The organism is Xanthomonas sp. NCPPB 2632, from assembly GCF_041228075.2.
Classification (GTDB): Bacteria; Pseudomonadota; Gammaproteobacteria; order Xanthomonadales; family Rhodanobacteraceae; genus Luteibacter.
On sequence record NZ_CM192979.1, the window covers coordinates 3,576,642 to 3,594,862 of the forward strand.

Annotated in this window: 15 protein-coding genes; 5 read left to right on the forward strand and 10 right to left on the reverse strand. The window is 67.8% G+C overall.

The window, feature by feature from the left end:
• Positions 1-485: 485 nt before the first annotated feature.
• The 10 genes from AB8808_RS15225 to AB8808_RS15270 all read right to left on the reverse strand — a co-directional run bounded on the left by AB8808_RS15225 (position 486) and on the right by AB8808_RS15270 (position 10,141).
• Complete coding sequence (locus tag AB8808_RS15225; RefSeq protein ID WP_036140518.1) at positions 486-791, reverse strand: STAS domain-containing protein; 306 nt, start codon at positions 789-791, stop codon at positions 486-488.
• An 11-nt stretch (positions 792-802) separates the two neighbouring features.
• Complete coding sequence (locus AB8808_RS15230) at positions 803-1,984, reverse strand: methyl-accepting chemotaxis protein (RefSeq protein ID WP_285401929.1); 1,182 nt, start codon at positions 1,982-1,984, stop codon at positions 803-805.
• A 16-nt stretch (positions 1,985-2,000) separates the two neighbouring features.
• Positions 2,001-3,128 (reverse strand): protein-glutamate methylesterase/protein-glutamine glutaminase, encoded by a 1,128-nt coding sequence (locus tag AB8808_RS15235; protein ID WP_036140516.1) that lies wholly within the window; start codon positions 3,126-3,128, stop codon positions 2,001-2,003.
• A 90-nt stretch (positions 3,129-3,218) separates the two neighbouring features.
• The gene (gene cheD, locus AB8808_RS15240) at positions 3,219-3,878 is read right to left on the reverse strand and encodes a chemoreceptor glutamine deamidase CheD (RefSeq protein WP_036140514.1); all 660 of its coding nucleotides are present in this window, start codon (positions 3,876-3,878) and stop codon (positions 3,219-3,221) included.
• Positions 3,875-4,750 (reverse strand): CheR family methyltransferase, encoded by an 876-nt coding sequence (locus AB8808_RS15245; protein WP_369930484.1) that lies wholly within the window; start codon positions 4,748-4,750, stop codon positions 3,875-3,877. Before AB8808_RS15245 ends, cheD begins: the two co-directional genes overlap by 4 nt.
• A gap of 2 nt (positions 4,751-4,752) precedes the next feature.
• Entirely contained in the window at positions 4,753-6,477 is a 1,725-nt protein-coding gene (locus tag AB8808_RS15250; RefSeq protein ID WP_369930485.1) for a methyl-accepting chemotaxis protein, read from the reverse strand.
• 84 nt (positions 6,478-6,561) lie between these two features.
• Positions 6,562-7,077, reverse strand: a complete 516-nt coding sequence (locus tag AB8808_RS15255) for a chemotaxis protein CheW (protein WP_036140509.1) — start codon at positions 7,075-7,077, stop codon at positions 6,562-6,564.
• 346 nt (positions 7,078-7,423) lie between these two features.
• Positions 7,424-9,400, reverse strand: a complete 1,977-nt coding sequence (locus AB8808_RS15260; protein WP_369930486.1) for a chemotaxis protein CheA — start codon at positions 9,398-9,400, stop codon at positions 7,424-7,426.
• 50 nt (positions 9,401-9,450) lie between these two features.
• Positions 9,451-9,813, reverse strand: coding sequence for a response regulator (locus AB8808_RS15265; protein ID WP_036140506.1), 363 nt, complete (start codon positions 9,811-9,813; stop codon positions 9,451-9,453).
• 10 nt (positions 9,814-9,823) lie between these two features.
• Positions 9,824-10,141 (reverse strand): STAS domain-containing protein, encoded by a 318-nt coding sequence (locus AB8808_RS15270; RefSeq protein ID WP_354515049.1) that lies wholly within the window; start codon positions 10,139-10,141, stop codon positions 9,824-9,826.
• Positions 10,142-10,162: 21 nt separating this feature from the next.
• Between AB8808_RS15270 and AB8808_RS15275 the strand changes: the two genes are divergently transcribed.
• From AB8808_RS15275 to AB8808_RS15295, 5 genes are read left to right on the forward strand one after another with little or no spacing between them, the layout of a single operon-like run.
• The gene (locus tag AB8808_RS15275; RefSeq protein WP_369930487.1) at positions 10,163-10,399 is read left to right on the forward strand and encodes a hypothetical protein; all 237 of its coding nucleotides are present in this window, start codon (positions 10,163-10,165) and stop codon (positions 10,397-10,399) included.
• Entirely contained in the window at positions 10,399-11,436 is a 1,038-nt protein-coding gene (locus tag AB8808_RS15280; RefSeq protein ID WP_369930488.1) for a glucokinase, read from the forward strand. Before AB8808_RS15275 ends, AB8808_RS15280 begins: the two co-directional genes overlap by 1 nt.
• Positions 11,433-13,781 (forward strand): beta-N-acetylhexosaminidase, encoded by a 2,349-nt coding sequence (locus AB8808_RS15285; RefSeq protein ID WP_369930489.1) that lies wholly within the window; start codon positions 11,433-11,435, stop codon positions 13,779-13,781. The genes AB8808_RS15280 and AB8808_RS15285 overlap by 4 nt, the downstream gene beginning before the upstream one ends.
• Positions 13,778-16,381: a glycoside hydrolase family 3 protein gene (locus AB8808_RS15290; protein ID WP_369930490.1), complete on the forward strand. Its 2,604-nt coding sequence runs from the start codon at positions 13,778-13,780 to the stop codon at positions 16,379-16,381. The genes AB8808_RS15285 and AB8808_RS15290 overlap by 4 nt, the downstream gene beginning before the upstream one ends.
• Positions 16,378-18,213, forward strand: a complete 1,836-nt coding sequence (locus AB8808_RS15295) for a glycoside hydrolase family 35 protein (RefSeq protein WP_369930491.1) — start codon at positions 16,378-16,380, stop codon at positions 18,211-18,213. The genes AB8808_RS15290 and AB8808_RS15295 overlap by 4 nt, the downstream gene beginning before the upstream one ends.
• The last annotated feature ends 8 nt before the right edge of the window (positions 18,214-18,221 follow it).

Here is an 18,221-nt window from a genome sequence, read left to right on the forward strand (position 1 = left end):
AGTGTGGCGGCCCGGGCTCCTACACGTGCTCAAGGCACCGCGCACAATCGGCCTGCCACACTCCGCTCTCGACTTCGAATCTACCCCATCGAAAAGACACAAGCGCACGCACGTGCGCGAACCCTAAACGTGGCCATGGCGAAAGAGGCCATGCATGACATACGTGCTGGCGTTTCCGAGCGAAAAACGAAGCCGGCTTTGACAGGCGCAAGGCTTCGCTCGCCCAATGAATGGCAAGGGTTCGCCGACATCGTCGGCTCCTACAACCGCACGCGATGGCGAAGCCGAGCGGTTTAGTGCGATGGCGTAGCCGAGCGGTTCAATGCGATGGCGTAGCCGAGCCGGCCAGTGCGATGGCAAAGCCGAGCCCGCCAACGCGATGGCGTAGCCGAGCCGGCCAACGCGATGGCAACGCCGAGCCCGCCCCACCAGCCCAAAAAAAACGCCCCGATACCGGGGCGTGTTTCAAAACCTGAAAAAACCGCTCAATGCACGGTAAACAACTTATCGAACCCCGCAATACGCAACGTATTCCGCAAATCCGCCCCGGCATTCACGATACGGATCTCCGCACGATCGCCGCCGGCATGCTCGCGCAGCAGCATCAGCATGCCCAGCGCGGAGCTGTCCATGCTGGTCACCTGCTCCAGGTCGAGCACATAACTGCGTGCCGCCAGCACGTCGCCCAGGCAGGCATCGTGGAAGGCACGGTGGATCGAGAAGTCGAAGCGATCGCCCAGGTGGAGGGTGAGGCAGCCGTGCTCGGCATCGTTGTGAACGTTGATGGACATGGGTGTCTTCCTCAGAACAGGTCGATGTCGCCGGCAGCCATCGACTGCTGGAGGGCGGGGCCGCGGGCACGCAGGCGGGCACGTTCACGCTGCTCGGCAAGGCGGGCACGCACACGCTGGGCGCGGCCGCCGAGCTCGGACGGGTCGGACGGCGCGCAGGCGAGTTCTTCGATGTCGCGCGTGCAGTCGGCGGTGATCTCCTGCAGCTCGACCAGGCGCGAACGCGTCTGGTGCAGCAGCTGGCTGAGGATGTCCTCGAACTGCAGCGAACGGATGGTGGTGGACACGTCGTTGCCGAGGCCGCGGTTGATGGTGGCCGCCTCGTCCGCCGCGGCGCTGGTGCGCTGGTTGGACTCGGTGATCGTCGACATCATCTGGTCGATGTCGCCCTTGGCCGACAGCGCCACGTTCATGTCCTGCGAGGCCATGTGGCCGACCAGTTCGCGCAGCTGTTCCATGGCGGTACGCGAGCGCTCCACGTGGGTGCCGATCTTCTCGTTGAACTGGTTGCTGTGCTGGGCGAGGTTGCGGATTTCACCCGCGACCACCGCGAAGCCGCGGCCGGATTCACCCGCACGCGCCGCTTCGATGGCGGCATTGAGCGCCAGCAGGTTGGTCTCTTCGGCGATCGTGTTGACGTTCTTAAGCAGCGCGAACACGGCGTCCATTTCCTTCGCCATGCCGTCGATGCGGTAGACGATGCGCAGGCTTTCGCGCGACAGCTGGACGATCAGGCCGACGAAATGCTCGAGCAGGCCGGCGGTGCGGGAGGCGAAATCCTGCACCGAGATGCCCTGGCCACCGCTTTCGATGATCTCCGTCAGCAGCTTCTGCTGCTTGCCGGTCTTGTGCGACAGGCCGTTGAAGCCGCCGCCCAGTTCGGCTACCGCATCACGGACCAGGTCGAGCGCCTGGTGCAGTTCGCGGCTGGCGTGACCCAGTTCGTCGACGATAGCGCTGCGCACGTCTTCCATGGCCTCGCGTACGGATGCCTCGTCGCTGGTGGCGTGCGAGTTGAGCACCACCTCGACCTCCGGCAACGGGGCCGGCACCAGGCTGATGGCGATCCAGGTAGCCGTCAGCAGCGCCACGACGACCGGGGCGACCCAGGCAGCGTGAAACACCAGGACAATGACCAGGGCGATGGCACTGGCGATAAAGCCGATGCTGCGTTCGTTCTTCGGGATGACCATGATGATGTCTCGTTCTTCAGGTGCCGACGCGGGCGACGGCGGAAACGGGGGTTTGGGCAAGCGCGAGCAAGCGCGCGGCGATGGCGTCCAGCGGCAGCATTTCGCTGGCGGCACCGGCTTTCCAGGCGGCGCCCGGCATGCCCCAGACGACCGATGAGGCTTCGTCCTGGACCAGCGTGGGCGCGCCGATTTCCTTCAGTTCGCCCAGGCCGCGGGCGCCGTCGTCTCCCATGCCGGTCAGCAGCACGGCCACGGTGGCCGCGCCGACGCTGGCGGCCATGGAGCGGAACAACACGTCGACCGAAGGCTTGTGCCGGTTGACCGGCGGGCCGTCGTGCAGGCGGCACACATGCTTGGCGCCATCCCACATCACCAGCAGGTGCTGCCCGCCCGGCGCGATATAGGCATGACCGGCCTGGATCGGCTGGCCGTCACGGGCCTCGCACACGCGCATGGCGGAACAGGTATCCATGCGTGCGGCGAACGGACCGCTGAACGCCGCGGGGATGTGCTGGGTGATGACGATCGGCGGGGCGGTCGGCGGCATGGCCTCGAGCACCACGCGGATGGCTTCGGTGCCGCCGGTGGAGGCACCGATGGCGATGATGCGGGTACCGCCGCGGCTGCCGGCGGTCTGCGCGCGCGGCAGCACCGCGTCGGCGGAAAGACGCGGCGGCACGTCCATGCGCGGCAAGTCGTACCGCGGCACGTCAAGACGGGTGACCTCGGAGCGTTCGCGAGGCTTGGCGCCGGCGGCGAGGCGCACCTTGGCGCAGATCTCCGGCGCGTGCTCCATGAAGGTGTTGGCGAGGTCGGCCGACGGCTTGGTGAAGAAGTCGATGGCACCCAGCTCGAGCGCGCGCAGCGTGACTTCCGCGCCTTTCTCGGTCAGCGTGGACACCATCACCACCGGCATCGGCCGCAGGCGCATGAGGTTCTCGAGGAACGTCAGGCCGTCCATGCGCGGCATCTCGACATCGAGCGTGAGCACGTCGGGGTTGAGCTGTTTGATCTTCTCGCGGGCGATCAGGGGATCGGCGGCGGTGCCGACCACTTCGATGCCCGGATCGGACTCGAGCATGGTCGACAGCACCTTACGTACCAGGGCCGAGTCGTCGACGATGAGAACGCGAACTTTCTGCATGGATGCTTGCAACTCGGGTGGCGTGACGTCCCCGTCGGTGGAACCGAACGGCGCTGAATGTCTGGGTGGAACGAACTGACGATTTGCGCGTCAGAAAAGTTCCACCTCTCCCTTTATCGGATCGTCGGCCAATCGCTTGAGGTATCGTTTCTCGCGATCGGCAAGATTGTTGTCGTGGGCGGCGCGCAACTGGCGCACGCGCACCTTGCCGCTGAACGGAAAGAACTGCACCTGGCGCGGAAAGATGTCGCCGACGTCCGAGGCGCAGAGCCGCAGCTTCTCGGTGGCGATGTAGCGCTGCACGAAGGCGATGTTGCGCTGGCCGATGTCGGTCATGGTGGCGAGCACGCGGCCGCCGCCGAAGATCTTGACCTCGAAGTCGTCACGGCGACCGCCGGCCTTGAGGATGGCGTTGATCAGCTGTTCCATGGCGTCGTTGCCGTAACGCGCGGCGCGACCGACCGTGGAGCTCCAGCTGTCGCGCTCGCCGGCCGGCTCGGGCAACATGAAGTGGTTCATGCCGCCGATGCGCAGGCGCGTATCCCGCACGCACGCCGACACGCACGATCCGAGCACGGTGGAGATCATCTCCTCCTGCCGGCTGACGTAGTACTCACCGGGCAGGATCTTGACCGTGACCACTTCCTGCGCAGGGTCCCAGAATCGCCGGATGTGTTCGAACCCGGGCAGCACCGCCTTGGGATCGAAATTGGCGAAGGTCCTGGGTTGCGCAACGAAGGTGTCGCTCATGTGCGTTTCCGGTAGACCGTCCGACCGATCAGGTCGAAGTCCTCGGACAGTCCATACATGGATTCCGAGTGACCGAGGAAGAGGTAGCCGCGGCTGTCCAGCATGCCGGCGTAACGGGAGAACAGGCGCTGCTTGGTCGGCTTGTCGAAATAGATGACGACGTTGCGGCAGAAGATGGCGTCGAACTTGCCCTGCATGGGCCAATCGTGGAGCAGGTTCAGCGGCTGGATGGTGACCAGCTCGCGTAGGCGCGGGTGCACCTGGGCAAAGCCGTCGAAAGCACCCTCGCCGCGCAGGAACCAGCGCTTGCGCCTGGCATCGCTCACGCCCGAGAGGCGCTCCACCGGATAGACACCCTTGCGACCGAATTCCAGCGCCTGGGGCGAAAGATCGGTGGCGAGGATCTTCGCGTCGACCTGGATGCCCGTACGCTCCATGGCCTCGGCCAGCACCATCGCGATGGCATAGGGTTCTTCACCGGTGGAACAACCGGCGGACCAGATACGCAGGCGGCCACCGTTGCGTTTTTCCTCCAGCCAGCGCGGCAGGAGTTCGTCGACCAGCATGTCGTAGTGGTGCATCTCGCGGAAGAACGAGGTGACGTTGGTGCTGATGCAGCTGGCCAGTTCGCCCAGCTCGCCGTCCGGATCGCGGCGCAGGAGGTCGCAATAGGCGGCGAAGCCGTCGAGCTGCAGCGTGCGCAGCCGCCGCAGCAGGCGCCCCTGGACCAGCTGGCGCTTGTGCTCGCCCAGGGAGATGCCGCAATGCTGCAGCACGAACTCGCGCAGGAAGGTGAACTCGGCATCGCCGAGGTTCGGACTCGACGCGCTCGTCTGCGCGACCGTGTCGCTGGAATGGACGAGCGCGTTCATGATCAGAACTCCTTCCAGGCGCCTGTGTCGGCCGACTCGGCCGGACGCGATGCGCGGGTGGCGGGTGCGGCGACAGGCGTGCTGCGCACCGCGGCAAAGACGGTTTCCATTTCCTGCTGCGTGGCATCCTTGCGCGGCGCCTTGGCGGCCGGCGTGGAGGCGACGTTGCCGGTAACGCGGAAGAACGAGACCTGGCGGCTGAGCTCGGTGGCCTGCTCGTGCATGGCTCGCGCGGCGGCCGCGGATTCCTCGACCAGCGCGGCGTTCTGCTGGGTCATTTCGTCCATCTGCAGCACGGCGTGGTTGACCTGGTCGATGCCGGCGGACTGCTCGGAGCTGGCTGCGGCGATCTCGGCGACGATGTCGGTCACCTTCTTCACGCTCTCGACGATCTCGGCCAGCGCCTTGCCGGACTGGTCGACCAGTTCCGAACCGGCCCGGACCTTGCTGGCGCTGTCGTTGATCAGGCCCTTGATCTCCTTGGCCGCACCCGCCGAACGCTGGGCGAGGTTGCGGACCTCGGTGGCGACCACGGCGAAGCCGCGACCCTGCTCACCGGCACGAGCCGCTTCCACCGCGGCGTTGAGCGCCAGGAGGTTGGTCTGGAAGGCGATTTCGTCGATGAGGCTGACGATGTCGGAAATCTTCTTGCTGGAGCTGTTGATCTCGCGCATGGCCACGACGGTCTGGGCGACCACTTCACCGCCCTTCTCCGCCTGCTCGCGGGCACCGCGGGCCAGCTGGTTGGCGTGGCTGGCGTTCTCGGCGTTCTGCTTGACCGTGGAGGTCATTTCTTCCATCGAGGACGCGGTCTGTTCCAGGCTGGAAGCCTGTTCCTGCGTGCGCTGGGAGAGGTCGTCGTTACCGCGCGAAATCTGCTGCGCGGCGGTGCTGACCGAACCGGAGCCGTGGCGCACCTCGGTCACGATGGCACTGAGGCGCTCGTCCATGGCGCGGAACGCCGACTGCAGCTGACCCAGTTCGTCGTTGCGCGTGACCTGCACGTCGTGGCCCAGCTTGCCTTCGGAAATCTCGTTGGCGATACCGACCGCCTCGTTGAGCGTACGGATGACCGAGCGGATCACCAGCACACCGATCAGCAGGCAGATCGCCAGGCCGAGGGCGAGCGAGCCGATGCTCAAGGTGCGGATCAGCGCGTACTGCGAGGATTCGGTGGCATAGATCTCGGAGGCTTCTTCACGCTTGGCCTCGATCAGCTTGGTCAGCTGCGACTGGCGATCCATCAGCAACGGACGCACCTGCATTTCCAGGACGTCCGAAGCGCCTTCGTCGGCCTGCTTCAGCGCGTCGATCATGTCGGCCTTGGCCTGGTCGTAATCGGACGCGGTGGCTTCCCATTTGTCGTACAGCTTCTTGACGTTGGCCGACATGGGAATCTTGAGGAACTCGGCCTGCGTCTTGTCGTTGTCCGCCTGGTACTTGTCGAACTCGGCCAGCTTCTGCTTCACCTGGTCGGCATTGCTGACCTTGGTGCCGGCCTCGCCGAGCACCACGAACGACATCAGCGAATTGGTGGCGATGCGCGCGAGCATCTCCGAGGGTGCAAGTCCTTCCTGGTAGATCTTGCGCATGCCTTCGTTCTGGAAGTGCATGGCGCCCAGGCCCACGGCGGCGCCGCCGAGCAGCATGATCGTGAGCAGGCCGAGCACGCCGTAGAGACGACCGCGAACGGTCAGTGCGGGCTTCTTGAACTTGAACTTCTTCATTACGGTTCCAATCGGCAAGGTGCGGCAAAGGCAAACCAGGCATCGCGTGTCGCGGCAGCCGGGGCCACCGCCGCACGCTCGGGCTCAGGCGACGGCTTTGACATCCGTGGAGGCCAGGGCGGCTTCCAGCATCTGGGCGTCCTGCGGCTGCAGCAGGCGATCCACGTCGAGCAGGAGGACCATGCGCTCCCCGACGGAGGTCAGGCCCTTGAGGTATTCGGTATCGACCGTGGTACCCATGTCGGGCACCGGGCGGATGCTGCCGGGGGCGACTTCCACCACATCGGAGACGGCGTCGACCACCACCCCGAACTGGCGACCGTTGACCATCACGATGACCGTGACGGTGGTGGCGGTGTAGTCCTCGCGATCCAGGCTGAAGCGCAGGCGCAGGTCCAGCACCGGGACGATGGCCCCGCGGAGGTTGAGCACGCCCAGCACGTAGGGCGGTGCCTGCGGGATGCGCGTGACGGCTGTCCAGCCGCGAATCTCGCGGACGGCAAGGATATCCACCGCGTATTCCTCGTTGCCGAGGTTGACGGTGAGATACTGCGCGGCCTCTTCGGACGCGTCGATGGCGGTATTGGCTGCTTGGTTCATGTCGTTCCCACGGCGGATCGGATCGGCGGTTCGGGACCCCTTCCCTTGGGGTATCGGCTATCCCCAGCGGAGCTTGAGGGCCAATTTCAACGGGATGTGCGCGGATGTGGATCAGGCAGGCCCGGACGGGCGTGCATGGGCCGCGCGCGCAGGACGGGCGGGCATCGGAACGGCGCGTATGGGACGGCCGCGTGTAGGAGCGCGCGCGTGCGCGCGACATGTTTTGGGGCCGTGCCCCCGGGGTGGCGCGCCAGCTCGGGGGTGATCGCAAGAAGATGTCGCGCGCGAGCGCGCGCTCCTACATATGGACATGCACCGCGGGGGGGAGTGCCCCGCGGTGCGGGCGTCAGGCGGCCTTGCGGCGGGCCTGGAGGCGGACCAGGCCGGCGACGTCGGCGATCAGGGCGACCGAGCCATCCGCGAGGATGGTGGCGCCGGAGATGCCGCTGACCCGGCGGTAGTTCGCCTCGAGCGACTTGACGACCGCCTGCTGCTGGCCGATCAGCTCGTCGACGAACAGGCCGATACGGCTGCCCTCGCCTTCCACCACGATGACGATGCCCTCGTCGATGGTGCGGCGCTGGCCTTCGCAGTTGAACACGTCGAACAAGCGGACGATGGGCAGCCACTGGTCGCGGAAGCGGAACAACTCGCCGCCGCCGGCCACGCTGCGCGTCGCATCGGGCTTGACCTGCACGGACTCCACGATCGACACCAGCGGCACGATGTAGGTTTCCTCGCCCACCGCCGCCGTCAGGCCGTCGATGATCGCGAGCGTCAGCGGCAGCGTAATGGTGAAGGTGGTGCCCCGGCCCTGCACGCTACGGATATTGACCGTGCCGCCCAGGTCCATGACGTTGCGGCGTACCACGTCCATGCCCACGCCACGGCCGGACAGGTCGGTGGTGGCGGCGGCGGTGGAGAAGCCCGCCTCGAAGATGAGGTCGGCCACGGCGTCGTCGGACAGGTGCTCGCCCGAGGCGATGATGCCGCGCGACACGGCCTTGGCGACGATGGCGTCGCGATTGAGGCCGGCGCCGTCGTCCGCCACTTCGACCACGATGGAACCGCCACGGTGGAAGGCCTCCATGCGCAGCGTGCCGGTGTCGCCCTTGCCCGAGGCCAGGCGCTTGTCCGGCATTTCCAGGCCGTGGTCGATCGCGTTGCGTACCAGATGGACCAGCGGATCGCCGATCTTCTCCAGCACCGTCTTGTCGAGTTCGGTGGTTTCGCCGCGCATATCCAGCACGACTTTCTTGTCGAGTTTCTGCGCGAGGTCGCGGACCAGGCGGGGGAAGCGGTTGAACACCGTGCTGATGGGCAGCATGCGGATGCTCATCACGCTTTCCTGCAGCTCGCGGGTGTGCCGGCCCAGCTGGGCCAGGCCCTGGCGGAACATTTCCAGCTGCGATTCGTCCACACCATCGTTGAACTGGGTGAGCATGGACTGGGTGATGACCAGCTCGCCGACCAGGTTGATCAGGACGTCGATCTTCTCGATGCCCACGCGGACCGAGCTGGACTCGCTGTTGACCGCGGGTTCGCGGACGGCGCGTGGCGCGGCGGCCGCCACCGGCGCGACGGCCTGGACGACGGGCGCGGCCACCGGTGCCGACAGGCGCGGCGTGGCCGTGAGGTCACAGTCGCCGTCGACCCAGTCGAACACGCCTTCGACGGCGGCGCGCTTGGCGCCGGCGTCCAGGCTCAGCGTCCAGCCGAGATAGGACGACTCGGCGTTCATGTCGGCCAGCGCGGGAAGCTTGCTGGTGTCACAGGTGACCGTGAGCGGACCCATGGCCTCCAGCTCGCGGAACATGCGTGCCGGATCGTTGCCGGTCTTGAGCAGGTAGTCGAACGGGCGGAACGCGATGTCCCAGCCCTCGATGGCTTCCACCGGTGCGGCGGCCTTGACCGCCACCGGCGCGACCGGCGCACCCGAGACCATGGCCGACAACTCGGCCAGGAGCGCCTGGCTTTCCGCCGTGGCGGCCGGCTGGCCGGCCATCGACAGGGACAGCATGTCGCGCACCGTATCGCCCGAGCGCAGCAGCAGTTCGACGACGGCCTTTTCCATTGGACGGCGGCCACTGCGGACCTCGTCCATCAGGTTTTCGGCCACGTGCGTAAAGGCCGCGACGTCGGTGAAACCGAACGTGGCCGCACCGCCCTTGATCGAATGGGCGGCACGGAACACGACGTTGATCAGTTCCGGGTCTTCGGCACCCTCGTCCAACGCGAGGAGCGCCTGCTCCATGGCGTCGAGACCGTCGAGGCTCTCTTCATGGAACGCCTTGTGGAATTGCGCCAGATCGACTTTGGACATGGGGGAACCCTGGATGACCGGAACGTGTAAGGAAGCGAGTTGCGGAAGGATCAGCCGAGAACGCGGCCGACGGTGGCCAGCAGCTGCTCCGGATCGAACGGCTTGACCAGCCAGCCGGTGGCACCGGCCGCCTTGCCTTCCATTTTCTTTTCCGGATTGGACTCGGTGGTGAGCATGAGGATGGGCACGCCGCGGTAGTCCGGACGGGTGCGGATCTCACGAACCATCGAGATACCGTCCATCACCGGCATGTTCACGTCGGCGAGGATCAGGTCGAACTTGTGCACGGCGGCGGAATCGAGCGCCGCCTGGCCGTTGTCGGCCTCTTCGACGTCGTGACCGGCGCCACGCAGGGTGAAGGCGACCATGCTGCGCATGGAAGCCGAATCGTCTACCGCAAGAATCTTAGCCATCGAAGCACCTTCAGTTCACGCCGGCGTGGGCCGGCAGTTCAATCAGACTGTTGAGACCCAGCACGGCCACGCCGCGCTGGAGGGGATCGCTGACGCCTGTCCAGGTGACCGTGCGTCCTGCCGCCCGCGCATCGCGGGAAAACGCGGCAAGCAACTGTAGCGCCGCCGTATCTACCTGGGCCACCGCGCTGCCGTCGATACCGACCGGACCGCCGCTGGCGAGCGCCGCCAACAGCGTATCGCGCAGCGCGGGGGCTGCGGCGATGCGCAGGTCGGCATCGAGTGCCAGCGCTGTGCTGGTGGCTTCTTTGGAGGATTTCTTGGCCATCGTCCGTACCATGGGGACCCCGTGGCGCAGATCGCCTGGGGTCGTTCGATGGGCTTATCGGCCCCACGGGGGAAAGCTTTAGGCGATGCGTCACCGATTATGAAATCCGCCGCCAACCATTATGAAAATCACCCATCTTCACCAGTGAACATGATATTCATTGACAACGTTGTCATGGCGGAAAAAACTCGAACCGTATCGTCGCGCCGCATGGCCTTTTCGTCACGCCGCGATCGCCAGCAATCACGGGGTCAATGATGGGAACCTTCTCCAACCAGCCGGTCGTCACGGACATCGCCTCGGCACGACGCCCGGTGCTCGCGGCGGATGTCGGCGGCACGCATGCGCGCGTCGCGCTGGTCTATCCCCAGGGGCCGGCGCAGGCCACCGTCCAGCTGCTGTGTCACCGTCGCTATGTCGGCGCCGAATGGCCCAGCCTGGCGGCCATCCTGGAGGACTTCCTGGTCACCTACGCCCACCTGGCACCGCTGGGGGTGGAGCGCTGCGCCATCGCCATCGCCGGGTACGTGCTGGACGATCAGGTCGCCAACAGCAACCTGCCGTGGCCGGTCGCGCTGGGCGACATCCGCGCCGTGGCGGGCGACGCGCTGGAGGTGGTCAACGACTTCGAGGCCGTGGCCTTCGCCAGCCAGTTCATCGACCACGCCGAGGCGATCTCCCTGCTTCCGGGCATCCCGGGCGGCGCGCACGGTCCCGTCGTGGTGATGGGACCGGGCACGGGCCTGGGCTCGGCCGTGCTGCTGCCCGGCGACGGGCAGGCCAGGGTGCTACCCACGGAAGCCGGCCAGATCGCCTTCGCCCCCGGCGACGAGCGCGAGGCGGCCATCCTGCGCATCCTCTCCCGGACCCGGCCTTACGTGTCGGTCGAGTCGCTGCTGTCGGGACCCGGCCTGCTGGCCACCTATCGCGCCCTCGCCGAACTGGACGGGCGGGACGCGTCGCTGGCCACCCCCGGCGAGGTGAGCGCGGCCGGCATGGCCGGTACCGATCCGACCGCGCATGCCGCGCTGGACGTCTTCTGCGCCGTGCTGGGCGGTTTCGTCGGCGACCTGGCCATGCTCTACGGCGCGCACGGTGGCGTATTCCTGGCCGGCGGCATCCTTCCCCAGATCAGCGACTTCGTCCTGGCCAGCCGGTTCCGCGAGCGCTTTTTCAACAAGGGCGTCATGCGACCTTTCCTGGAGCGCGTGCCGGTGTGGCTGGTGGAGCACGGTCACCTTGGCGTGCTGGGCGCGGCCACGATGCGCGCGGGCTCGCGGGTGGGCTCACGATGACCGTCGGCAGCAACGGCCGGAAGCCCGCAGCACGGCACCTTGGCCGCCGCCTGGCCCTGGCCGCCGCGCTGGCCTGTACCGGCGGCCTGGTTCACGCCGACGCGCTGCCGCTCATTCCCCTGCCCGCCGACATCCGGCAGACCGAGGGCTCGCTGGCCATCGACGCGCATACCGTCATTGCCTATGCGCCCGGCGACCGTGGCGCCGAAGCCGCCGCGGTCTACCTGGCCGCCGAACTGAAACGCAGCCGCGGCCTGTCCCTGACGCCCGTCGCCACACGGCAGCCACCCCATGGCGCCATCGTGCTGCGCACCGATCCGGCCGCCCGCGTGACCCAGGCGGACGGCTACACCCTCGACATTACCGGCGACGGCGCCCGGATCGCCTCGCGCGGCGACGCGGGTCTTTTCTACGGCGCGGTCACCCTGTGGCAACTGGCGAGCGCGGATGGCCGGCAGGGTGCGACGCAGCTGCCCGATGTCGCCATCCGTGACTGGCCGCGCTTCGCGTGGCGCGGCCTGATGCTCGACGTGGCCCGGCATTTCCACGACGTGGCTACGGTCAAGCAGGTGCTCGACACCATGGCCGAGCACAAGCTCAACGTCTTCCACTGGCACCTCAGCGACGACCAGGGCTGGCGCATCCAGATCAAGCGTTACCCCCGCCTTACCGACGTGGGCGCCTGGCGGACGCCGCCGGGCGCGGGCACATTCGGCGAGCCGGAACGCTACGGTGGCTTCTACACGCAGGAGCAGGTGCGCGACGTGGTGGCCTACGCCGCCGCCCGCCACATTACGGTGGTGCCGGAACTGGACATGCCCGGACATGCACAGGCCGCGGTAGCTGCCTACCCCGAGCTGGTCGGTGTCACCGGCGAGCACCCCGCGGTTTCCGTGGACTGGGGCGTCAATCCCTATCTCTACAACGTGGACGACAAGAGCTTCACCTTCATCGAGAACGTGCTCGACGAGGTGATGGCGTTGTTCCCGTCCACGTATATCCACCTGGGCGGCGACGAAGCGGTCAAGGACCAGTGGAAACAGTCGCCCGCCGTGCAGGCGAAGATGGCCTCGCTGGGCATCAAAGATGAAAACGCCCTGCAAAGCTGGTTCACCGACCGCCTGGGCGATTACCTCGCCAAACACGGCCGGCGCCTGATCGGCTGGGACGAAATCCTCGAAGGCGGCCTGCCGCGCACGGCATCGGTCATGTCATGGCGCGGCGTCGAGGGTGCGGTGGCCGCGGCGAAGCAGGACCACGACGTGGTGCTCGCGCCCGCCGGCTGGATGTATTTCGACAACCTGCAGAGCGACCGCGCCGACGAGCCCAACGGCCGCCTGTCCGTGCTCGACCTCAAGCGCGTCTACGGCTTCGAACCGGTGGACGCGTCGCTGACGCCGGAACAGGCCCGGCATGTGCTGGGTACCGAGGCCACCCTCTGGAGCGAGTTCATTCCCTCCACGCGCCACATACAGCACGCACTGTTCCCGCGCCTGGATGCCATGGCGGAAATCGCCTGGTCGCCGCGAGACGTGCGCAACTGGGACAGCTTCCTGCAGCGGCTGCCCGCGCAGGTGCGTCGCTACGCGGCACTCGACATCGACGCGTCGGATACCGCGTTCGCCCCGGCCATCCAGCTGGACGAGCCGGTGTCCGGCATCCTGCGCGCCGGCAAGGCCACGGTGCGGATCGACGCCCAGACGACGTTCGGCACGATCCGCTACACGACGGACGGCAGCCTGCCCGATACGCAGGCCAAGGTCTATGCCGCGCCCTTCGCCGTGACGCTGCCGACCACCGTTCGCGCCGCGACGTTCGCTCCCGACGGCACACGGATGGCCGCGGTACGCAGCCGCACGATCGACCGCGACACGCTGCTCACCCGACGCACCGGCGAGCTGACGAAGTGCGCCGACGGCAGCCTGGGCCTGCGGATGCCGTTGTTGCCCGACCTGGGCGCGATGGACACCGCGGTATTCGACATCGACCTGTTCCACGCCTGCTGGGCCTACCCGGCCGCGCCGCTGGATGGCATCACCGGCATCCGCGTGGACGTGGCCCGGCTGGCCCGCAATTACGGCCTGGCGCACGAACTGTCCAAGGTCGTGTCCTACCCGGCGAAAACCGCCTACGGCGAGCTGGAAGTCCACCAGGACACCTGCATGGGCCCGCTACTGGCCACCCTGCCCCTGCCACCGGGCAAAGCCCTGGGCGAGCGCTTCGTCCTGCAAGGCACGCTGCCCGCGGTGCGTGGCGACCACGATCTGTGCCTGCGTAGCACCGCACCCATCACCGGCCCGCTTTACGGCCTGGGTGCGGTGAAACTGACCGGGCCGGCGCGATGAGCGGCCGTCACGCGACACGGCGTGTCGCAGCCGCGTTGCTGCTGTGGGTGGGCCACGCGTCTGCCGTGACGCCAGCGGCGCCACCCGAGCAACGCGCCCGCGACCTCGTCTCGCGCATGAGCCTGGACGAGAAGGTGGCGCAGTTGCAGAGCGCGGCGCCGGCGATACCCCGGCTCGGCATTCCCGCCTACGAGTGGTGGAACGAGGGCCTGCACGGTGCGGCACGCGCGGGCTATGCCACGGTGTTTCCGCAGGCGATCGGCCTGGCCGCCAGCTGGAATCCCGACCTGCTGCAACAGGTGGGCGAGGCGATAGCGCAGGAAGCGCGCGCACGCTTCGACGCCATCGGCGCGGGCCACGACCACGGCCGCTACGAAGGACTGACCATCTGGTCGCCGAACATCAACATCTTCCGCGACCCCCGCTGGGGCCGTGGCCAGGAAACCTACGGCGAGGATCCCTACCTCACCGGCCGACTGGCCGTGGCCTTCGTGCAGGGTATCCAGGGGCCCGACGCGGCGCACCCGCGCGCCATCGCCACGCCAAAGCACTTCGCCGTGCACAGCGGACCGGAAGCCGGTCGGCACGGCTTCGATATCGACGTGTCGCCGCACGATAAGGAAGCGACCTTCCTGCCGGCGTTCCGCGCCGCGATCACGGAAGGCCACGCGGGCTCGGTGATGTGTGGCTACAACGCGCTGCACGGCACGCCGGTGTGCGCGGATGCGGGGTTGCTCCAGGACACGCTGCGCACGAGCTGGGGCTTCACCGGTTTCGTCGTGTCCGACTGCGATGCGGTGGACGACATGACCAAGTTCCACTATTACCGCGCAGACAACGCCGGCTCTTCGGCGGCCGCCCTGCGCGCGGGCACCGACCTGGATTGCGGCTTCGCCTATGCGGAGCTTGGCGAGGCGGTGCGCCGCGGCGACGTGGACGTGTCGGTGCTGGATACGGCCCTGGTCCGCCTGTTCGCGGCCCGCTACCGGCTCGGCGAACTCGACGCGTCCGCATCGCCCCGTGCCCGGCCCGCCGAGTCGCCGGCGCATGCGGCGCTTGCCGTGGACGCGGCGGCGCAATCGATGGTGCTGCTCAAGAACGACAACGGCGCGCTGCCCCTGCGCGGCACCCCGCGCATCGCGGTGATCGGACCCAACGCCGACACCGTGGAAACCCTGGAAGCGAACTACCACGCCACGTCGCGCGCACCGGTCACGCCGCTACAGGGACTGCGCACGCGGTTCGGCACCGAACGCATTCGTTATGCGCAGGGCTCGCCGGTGGCCGTGGGCGTGCCGGTGCCGGTACCGGAAACCGCACTGCGCACGCAGGCCGCACCCGGCGCCGCGATCGGCCTCAGCGGCAGCTATTTCGTCGGCACCGGTTTCCAGGGCAAGCCCAGCGCCACGCGCGTGGATCGCAGCATCGACTTCGACTGGGACCACGTGACCCCCGCGGGCCTGCCCAAGGGCACCTACGCGGTGCGCTGGACCGGCGTTCTGCTGCCGCCCGGCCCCGGCGACTACACGCTGGCGGTGCACGTGGATCGCTGCTTCGACTGCGTCGGCCACGATCCGGTGCGCCTGTTCGTCGACGGCAAGCTCGTGGTGCAGGACGACGGTAGCGACACGGCCATGCAGGCCCGCCTGCACTTCGACGACACCCGACCGCACGACATCCGCCTGGAGTACGTGCACAGCGGCAACGACCAGGGCGTGCGGTTGCAGTGGCTGGCGCCCGCCGACGCGCAGCTGGCCGAGGTGGACCGCGCATTGGCCGACGCCGATGTCGCCGTGGCGTTCGTCGGCCTGTCGCCCGACGTGGAAGGCGAGGAACTGCGGATCGAGGTACCGGGCTTTGCCGGTGGCGATCGTACCGACATCGGCCTGCCCGCTGCGCAACGCGCCCTGCTCATGCGTGCCGCGGCCAGCGGCAAGCCGCTGGTCGTGGTGCTGATGTCCGGCAGCGCGGTGGCGCTGGACGAGGCGAACGAGCGCGCCGCCGCCATCGTCGCCGCGTGGTACCCGGGCCAGAGCGGCGGCACCGCGGTGGCGCGCCTGCTGGCGGGCGACGACAACCCCGCCGGGCGCCTGCCGGTCACGTTCTACCGTTCCGTGCGCGACCTGCCTCCCTTCACCAGTTACCAGATGAAGGGGCGCACCTACCGCTACTTCGACGGCACGCCGTTGTACCCCTTCGGCCACGGGCTCAGCTACACGCGCTTTGCTTACGCCGAGGCACGCCTGTCGCAACCGGCGCTGACGGCTGGCGATACCCTTACCGCCAGCGTGGACGTGCGCAACAGCGGCGAGCGCGACGGCGACGAAGTGGTCCAGGCGTACCTCGGTTTTCCCGAGGACGACAAACTCGCGCCGCACCGCACGCTGGTCGGGCTGCAGCGCGTGCATCTGCGCGCCGGCGAAACACGCCGGATCACCTTCGTCCTCGATCCCCGCCGGCTCAGCTCCGTGGATGCGGCCGGACAGCGTGCCGTCGTCCCCGGAAGCTACCGACTCTTCCTCGGCGGCGGCCAGCCGGGCGATGCGCCGGGCCAGTCGCTGGAGTTCACCCTCCAGGGCCGGCAGGTGCTGCCGCGATGACGCGCCTCGTGCCGCGTCTCGCGTTACTGGTGGCCGGCCTGCTCGTGGTGGTGCCTGCGGCCTTCGCCAACCCGCCGCTGACCGTGTCCGGCGCGCATTTCATGCGTGACGGCAAGCCTTACCAGATCATCGCCGGCGACATCCATTTCCAGCGGGTGCCGCGGGCGTACTGGACCGACCGGCTGCGCAAGGCGCGCGCGATGGGCCTGAACACCATCACCACCTATGTGTTCTGGAACGCGGTGGAACCGGCGCCCGGGCGGTTCGACTTCAGCGGCAACAACGACGTGGCCGCCTTCGTCAAAGCGGCCCAGGCCGAGGGCCTCAACGTCATCCTGCGTCCGGGACCGTACGTGTGCGGCGAGTGGGATGCCGGCGGCTTCCCCGCCTGGCTGTTCGCCGAACCGGGCATGCGCGTGCGCACTCGCGATCCGCGTTTCCTCGCCGCCGCCGATCGCTACCTGCAACGCCTGGGCAAGGAACTGGCGCCCCTGCTCGCGGCCCGAGGCGGCCCCATCGTCGCCACCGAACTGGAAAACGAATACGGCTCTTACAGCGACGACAAGGCCTACCTCGGCCAGATCCGCGACATGCTCAAGCGGTCGGGCCTGGCGGACGACCTGCTGCTCACCTACGACGGCCCCGACCTGCTCGCCAATGGCACCCTGCCCGATGTGACGGCGGTGATCGACTTCGCGCCGGGCGAGGCGAAGAAAAGCTTCGAGACGCTGGCGCGCTTCCGGCCGGATGCACCGCGCATGGCCGGCGAATACTGGGCCGGCTGGTTCGATGCGTGGGGCGGCAAGCATGCCGACACCGATACGAAGCAACAGGCCGACGAACTGGCCTGGATGCTGTCTCGGGGCGACTCGGTCAACGTGTACATGGTGCATGGGGGCACCAGCTTCGGCTTCATGAACGGCGCCAATTTCCAGGGCAACCCCTCGGACCACTACACGCCGCAGACCACCAGCTACGACTACGACGCCGCGCTGGATGAAGCGGGACGCCCGACCCCGAAGTACCTGCGCTTTCGCGAGGTGATCGCGAAGGCGACCGGGCAGGCCCTACCCCCGGTGCCGGCGTCGCCGCCCCTGCGCAGCCTTCCCGCCTTCACCCTCGACGAATCCGCATCGCTGTGGGACAACCTGCCGGCGCCGCACGCGTCCGAGCAACCCCGGTCGATGGAAGCGTATGGCCAGTCCTACGGCTACATCCTCTACCGCACCACGGTGCATGGTTCGTTCCACGGCACGCTGTACCTGGGCGACGTGCGCGACTATGCAGCGATCTACCTCGATCGCGACGCGCGCGGCACGGTCGACCGACGACTGAAGCAGGTGTCCGTGCCGCTCGATGTCGGCAGCGGCGAGCACACGCTGGATATCCTCGTGGAAAACACCGGCCGCGTGAACTACGGGCCGCACCTGGACGACGGCCGCGCCGGCCTGGTCGATCCGGTGATGCTCGGCACCGATGTGTTGACCGGCTGGCAGGTGTATCCCCTGCCCATGGACACACTGCGCACGCTGCGCGGCTGGACGACCGCCCCGGTCGCGGGCCCGGCGTTCCACCGCGGCCACGTGGATATCGGGACGCCTGCCGACACGTTCCTGGACACACGGGCGTTCGGCAAGGGCGCCCTGTGGCTCAACGACGTAAACCTGGGCCGGATCTGGTCGATCGGACCCCAGCATGACCTTTACGCGCCCGGCCCCTGGTTCCACCGGGGCCGCAACGACGTCGTGGTGTTCGACCTGGACACGCGCGACAAACCCGTCGTAAGGGGTGTCGATCACCGGCTGTGGTCCGACCCCGCCAAACAACCCTGACTTTTTGC